Origin of the sequence: Alkalinema pantanalense CENA528 (assembly GCF_050753345.1) — a bacterium.
GTDB classification, from domain to species: Bacteria; Cyanobacteriota; Cyanobacteriia; order Leptolyngbyales; family Leptolyngbyaceae; genus Alkalinema; species Alkalinema pantanalense.
The window spans coordinates 24775-30798 of sequence record NZ_JBLZFX010000071.1 but is presented as its reverse complement, the minus strand read 5'-3'; the positions used below and the strand labels follow the sequence as shown (position 1 = coordinate 30798).

General features: G+C 50.2%; 2 protein-coding genes. Both read right to left on the bottom strand.

Annotation, left to right across the window (positions count from 1 at the left end; all coding sequences use genetic code 11):
* Nucleotides 1-381: 381 nt before the first annotated feature.
* The gene (locus ACN4EG_RS19505; RefSeq protein ID WP_431631854.1) at nucleotides 382-2868 is read right to left on the bottom strand and encodes an NACHT domain-containing protein; all 2487 of its coding nucleotides are present in this window, start codon (nucleotides 2866-2868) and stop codon (nucleotides 382-384) included.
* A gap of 431 nt (nucleotides 2869-3299) precedes the next feature.
* Nucleotides 3300-5858 (bottom strand): EAL domain-containing protein, encoded by a 2559-nt coding sequence (locus tag ACN4EG_RS19500; RefSeq protein ID WP_431631853.1) that lies wholly within the window; start codon nucleotides 5856-5858, stop codon nucleotides 3300-3302.
* Between the last annotated feature and the right edge of the window lie 166 nt (nucleotides 5859-6024).

Here is a 6024-nt window from a genome sequence, read left to right as displayed (position 1 = left end):
CTTCATCCCCCCACCCTCCTACCCTTTTACTCTCCTACCCCCTACCCAATTGGGATTTTATTTATACGCTGTTCCCTAACTCGGCATGGTTAGAAAGTGCATCTTTTAAATTGACTCATACGCAATGGATTAATCAATGCTTAGATCCCCTGGCTCCTCTGATTAAGAGGGAATTCAGTCAAATTCTTTCACCGTCTTTCTTATTTCTAGGATAGTGGCGCGTGAGCGCGGAGATTTAGGAGGAGATCGCAATAGGTACAATCACAACTTGATTGGGAATCAATCTTCTGATTGATTCTCTGCAAACTACTTGCAGAAATTTGGAGACATTAGGTACGATGCACTGTCTGCTGGGTGTGGGTGAATATTTTCTAGATGACCTTAATGGGCAACTTGTTGGTTTACTGGAGAAATGAGCGTTTGTACGATCGGGCTTTGGCCCATGGAACGTGCCGAATGCCGTTTCCGCAGTCCATTCACCAGGAAATAATTGGCCCAATAGTAATTTTGTAGTTTCTGTTGGCGTTCCGGTGTCAAATTCCAACCATAGCCCAAATCTCGCTGTTCAATACTGATCTGCCGCAGGGTCTTGAGCCATTCCCGTCCGGATTGACGGCACCAACGATCGAGGGATTGCTGGCTTTGGGTGGCCTCTAATAACTCGGGTAACTGCGCTTTGAAACTGCTAACGATCGGTTGTTCCAAGACGCCTTCTCCCAATGAACCGATTAAAAATCCCAGGGAAAAGGCATTGTCTAAGGTGGGGTAGTTGAGCAATTGTTCCCCTTGATGGAACAGATGCATTAAATCTAAATCGAGTTTGAGTTCCGGGGAAAGATGGCAAGCCAATTGGGGATCTAAGGCAAAGGCCAGATCTAGGCCCAAATTTTCCAGACTGAGGTAATAGAATGCACGCAAAGCCGCCGGATGGTACTGATGCGCCAAGGGCTGCGCTTTACGATCGAGCCATTGCAGAATGCCATGCAGTTCCGAGTCATCTTGCACAATCTGGTCAATGCATTGCTTCATGTAGGTAAAGAGCAGCGTGGGGTGCGGCAATAATTCAATCAACAGTTCAATCACAGTGCGCCAACGAGGTTCCAGCGCCCGTTGGGCTAGGGCTTGGAGCCAGGGCATTTGGTCAGCAGACAGTTGCGCTGGAGCCAGGGCTGCCGTTGACTCACTGGGACTTTGAGGGCTGTGAATTGCAGGAGGCAAAAGCATCGATCGCGTGGCGAATCGTCGGGCCACCAGATATTCCTGCACACTGAGGTAGGAAAAGGCATAGACAGAATGGGCTTCCTCCGTCAGCATGCCGTAGCCCACCGTTAAGGCTTCCAGCAGGGCCTCACTGGCGAACCAGAGCGATTCCGCATCGCGATACTGATTCGCTTCACCATGGCCAGTTAAATAGGTTGCCAAAATCGGCAGAATTTCCGACTTATCAAAGAGATAGTTACCCTCTTCAAAGAACTTTTGGGCCAGTTGTCCTAGCAAATCCACAACTTCTGCAATGGTGAGGTAAGAGCCATAGGATTGCCGATTCACGCCCCGTTGTTGATCTCGTTTCCAGACTAGGAGTTCCAGCACATCCTGGCACAGCAAGGACTGCCGACTGGGAAACGCTTGACGCTCCCAGAAAATTTCGCACAGGCGTTGCAGCATCAAGGGCGTTTTTGCCAGATCTAGGAGACGCTTGTTCTGCGGTTGATATAACGCTGCTAGAAATTTGCCCGCAAAGGTTTTTCCCCGATCGGTATTGTAATGAACCTGCGATTCTGCCCAAGTCACCACAAAGGAATGAATTTGTTCCGCATTCCAATCCGTCAGTTCCCAGGTCGTCAATCCAGAAGCATTTACATCCCGCAGGCCCGATCGACAGGTCAGCACGATCGCGACCTTGGGATATTGCACCATCAAGGCTTGCAACCCATGCATCACAACAGTCCGACGATCGAGCGGTAATTCATCTAGACCATCTAACAGTAAGCAGTATTTACCTTCCGTTAGCCATTGCTGATTTTGTTCGATCGAAAGTTGGCAGTAGTGTTGTTGAATCAGTGTTTCAAAGGAAAAGGCTTCCGTGGAAAGAATGGTGTGTAGCGGTAGTAAAATAGGCAGTCGATCGCCCGGTTCCGCTTGGGTCAACTCTGCGATCGCGAGGGCTTTTAAAAGTGTCGTTTTGCCACTGCCGGGGCGACCATAAATCAGCCAGCGAGATTGTGCCGGAAGACTGGTGGCGGGCATCACAGAGTGCATCGCATTCGAGCAGTCAAATCCTGGGAAAGGATGGGTGGTGGGTAGGGCCAAGGAGGCTAACGCGTCGGATGCAGCCTCACTAAATAACTTAGCAACGGTAGGTTGAACGGCTTCCCAATCGCGGTTGGGTTGAAAATCATTCACTTCTAACCAACGGTGTCCTTTGACCTGGGAGGCTAGAAATAGCTCAATGTAAAATTCCGATTCTCCAGTGGTAATGGGCGCAACGGGGACGATCGCTGACTCAGATTGCAGAAAACGGCTCTGGGCAAGGTGCCAAAGGTGTTCCCAGGTGATCGCCGTACGGGCATCTTCAGCGATCGCACCTGCCGAATGAACCGAATTCGATAGCAAGGCAGTTCCATCCTCTTCCGCGTCATCCAGACGGGGTAACTCCGCAATTTCCTGCCAATCTAAATCTAATTGGAAACAAATATCGATAAATAAATGACGTTCGATCGGACGACCGGAAAAGAACTTCCAAACGGATTGTCGCGTTTGCAGCCCAACGGCACTCGCCAAATATTCCTGAGTCCATTCTCGGCGTTCAAATGCTCGCTTTGCCTTAGCAATTCCGAGTGCAGAAGCTTTGACCGATCGCTTACCCATGGTGTCCCTGTCGTCCTAGTGAAAGTTGCAAGTAGCGCGACACAACCGTTGTGTATTTGTCACGCTTACCTCATGTTTCTAGAAACGCTTTGAGTAACCGGATGAATGTCAACTTTATGTAAATTTTTCAGTACTTTCGCGGATTACATTAGGCATATCAAATCAAAGTGGAGAAATGGTGAAAGATGCTGATGAAGTTATCCAAAGAGGTGTGTTGGTGCAGTTCCTACAAGCGGTTTGCTAAGGCTAGATCGATACAAAGGACAGGGGCTGCGTGACCAGTGAACCAAGACGAGAGGAGGGGGATTTTGAAACCAAGACCCATCGATCGCTAGATTCAACGTCGATGGGTCTATTTTTTAACGAAGGTGCCCAGGTCTATGATTTATCCCATTGACTGGGGGCTAAAGGCTAGGAGCAGAGAGGTTGGATTACCGTTTGACCGTCGCTTTGGTCTGAGTGGTGGGCAAGAGGCGTTGCAGACGTTGCCGCAGCACAGCCCAGTTAATGGGTTTGGTCACGTAGTCCGTCGCACCCGCTGCAAAGGCTTGATCAACCGATTCCGAATCATCCAAGGCAGTAATCATCAAAATGGGGATTGACCGAACCGCCGTAGAGACTCCACCCGCTTCCGCTTGGGCTTGGATTGACTGCCGAATGGCTTGGCAGCAGGCAAAGCCATCCATATCGGGCATGAGGGCATCCAGCAACACTAAGTCCGGATTCAGTTCGTGGAATTTGGCCAATCCTGTCTTCCCATTTTCAGCTTCTACGGTGCGGTATCCGGCTTGGCTAATGGCCGTGCGGAGAATCGATCGCATGGAGCGATCGTCATCCACAATCAACACCAAGGGTTTTGTTTCATCACTCACGCTGGTAACGGGAACGGGCAGATTAGCCGCAGGCAGGGGATGAACCAATTCCTGCTGACCACAGGTTTCTAGGAACAGGGCGGTTTGCTCAGCATCTTGGCTGGGGGCAAAGAGATAGCCCTGGGCATACTTCAGGCCCACTTCTTTGAGCCGCAAGAGTTGCTCAGTGGATTCGACCCCTACCGCAATCGCCTTCATGCCGAGGTCTTTGGCCAGAATCACGATCGTTTCAATCAAGCTCACCGTTTTAGGATCAACCCCAATGCGGCTGACGAGGGATTTATCCACCTTGAGGGCGGAAATTGGGAAGCGGTGAAGATAATCTAACGTAGAATAGCCTTCCCCAAAGTTGTCAATGCAAACTTGAATGTTCCGGGTTTGCAATTGCAACAGAATCGCCGTCGTAGCCGCAGCATCTTCCATCACCACTTGGTCTTTGATTTCCAGCATCAACGCATTTCCCGGCAAATCGTATTGCTGGAGCGCTGTATCCAACCGGGAGACTAATTCGGGATGGAAAAACTGTTGGCTGCTGAGGTTAATGCTCAACTTGAGGTCGAAATTGGGATACTGTTGCCGCCAGGTTTGCAGTTGTTGACATGCGCCCTGGAGCAACCACCAGCCTAGGGGAATGATCAAGCCGGTTTCGTGGGCAGCGGATTCAAACTCCGCAGGGCAAATTAAGCCACGGGTGGGGTGTTGCCAGCGAATCGTCGCTTCCAGTCCCACAATTTTGCGAGTCCCAATCTCCATCATGGGTTGGTAGTGAATGCAAAATTCCTCTTGCTCCACGGCTTGGTGTAGGTCAGCGTGGTTCAGCACGGCACGGCGCAGGATGCGGAAGTATTGCTGGCTGATTTCATGGGGCGTGAAGTATTCCTGGATGTAGCGGTGGCCAGCTTTGCCCATGCGTTCCGTCATTTCCGGATCTTTCATCAAATACCGGATAAACCCAGCCAAGCCTTTGCTGTCCCCATTACTAATGGCCGCACCACAGTTGGCATCGGAGACCAGCGATCGCAGGTAGGAATGTTTTTCGCAAATGATGGCCACGGGACGACCCGCAGACAGCGCAGAGTAGAATTTACTGGGGGCGACCAAGCCTTCCATGTCTACGTCCACGCTCACGAGGGAGAGGTCACAGGCCGTGAGGGATTCGGGTAATCGCGCTTTGTCTTGGTAGGGCAAGAAGCGGCAGTTTTGTAACCCTAGCTCAGCCGCCTGTTGCTTGCACTCTTCCCGTTTGGGGCCACCGCCCACAAAGAGAAATTCCACCGGCTCATTTTGCAGTTCTACCGCTGCGCCCATGATGGTGTCCATGTCATGGCAACGCCCCATATTTCCAGAATAGAGCACGGTAAATTTGTCGGTCAGCTGGTGCTCCTGGGCAAAGCTATTTTGGGCTTTGACCATGGGCTTAATCCAAGTCGGATCTGCCCAGTTGTGAATAACAATAATTTTTTCGCTAACTTCTGGGACTTTAGCAACAATACGATCCTTCATGGTTTGACAAGGAACGACAATGCTATCAGCAGCATTCCAAACCCGACGGTTAACGCTATCCCAGAAACGAATGAGCCAATGGTTTTGAGATAAAACTTCGAGTTCAACAGCGACATCGGGGTAGAGGTCATAGACTAAAGTGGCAAACGGAACACCAAATACGAGTTTGATTAAATAACCTAAAACTTGGAGAAAGGGAGGTTCACTAGTTAATAACAAAATATCGCCACGATGCTCCCGCTTGAGGAGATGGAGCGCAGCGTGGGCACAAAAAGCAAGACTGCTGATGGTACGACCGGCCCATTTGCGGGAGACACTGCGCAGAAAGTTCGATCGCCGGACGAGTACTTCGCCCATTTTTTCCACTTCGGGTGCTTTTGCAGCGGTCGCATCAAAGGCGTAACTAGGCTGTCCCGTGAAGACTTGGACTTGCATGCCTTGGGTGGTGAGGTTTTGCGCCAATTCATCCATGAACTGCCCCGTTGCGGCAAAGTCCGGGGGATAGAACTGGGTAATCAGCGTCAGTTGCACATCATCTTTCACCGTTGGGCTAGATTTGCGTTTGAAGAGCGATTGAACAAGATGAGTGAAGACGGAAAAAGGAGCAGAAATCATAGTGACAACTAGAGTGTTTCCGTAAAGTGCATAAGGTGAAGAAGTAGATGCACCCTGAACCTTAGGAGAAAATAAGCCCGATCGAGGATTTCCTCAAAAGTAAGAATCCCCTGAAAGGCAATCCTCGATCGATGAACCAATCAACAACTAAAAAGCAACTCATGGG

Excerpts from the sequence above, each read along its gene's own strand:
- ACN4EG_RS19505 (WP_431631854.1), bottom strand. The coding sequence starts at position 2,868 with ATGGGTAAGCGATCGGTCAAAGCTTCTGCACTCGGAATTGCTAAGGCA.
- ACN4EG_RS19500 (WP_431631853.1), bottom strand. The coding sequence starts at position 5,858 with ATGATTTCTGCTCCTTTTTCCGTCTTCACTCATCTTGTTCAATCGCTC.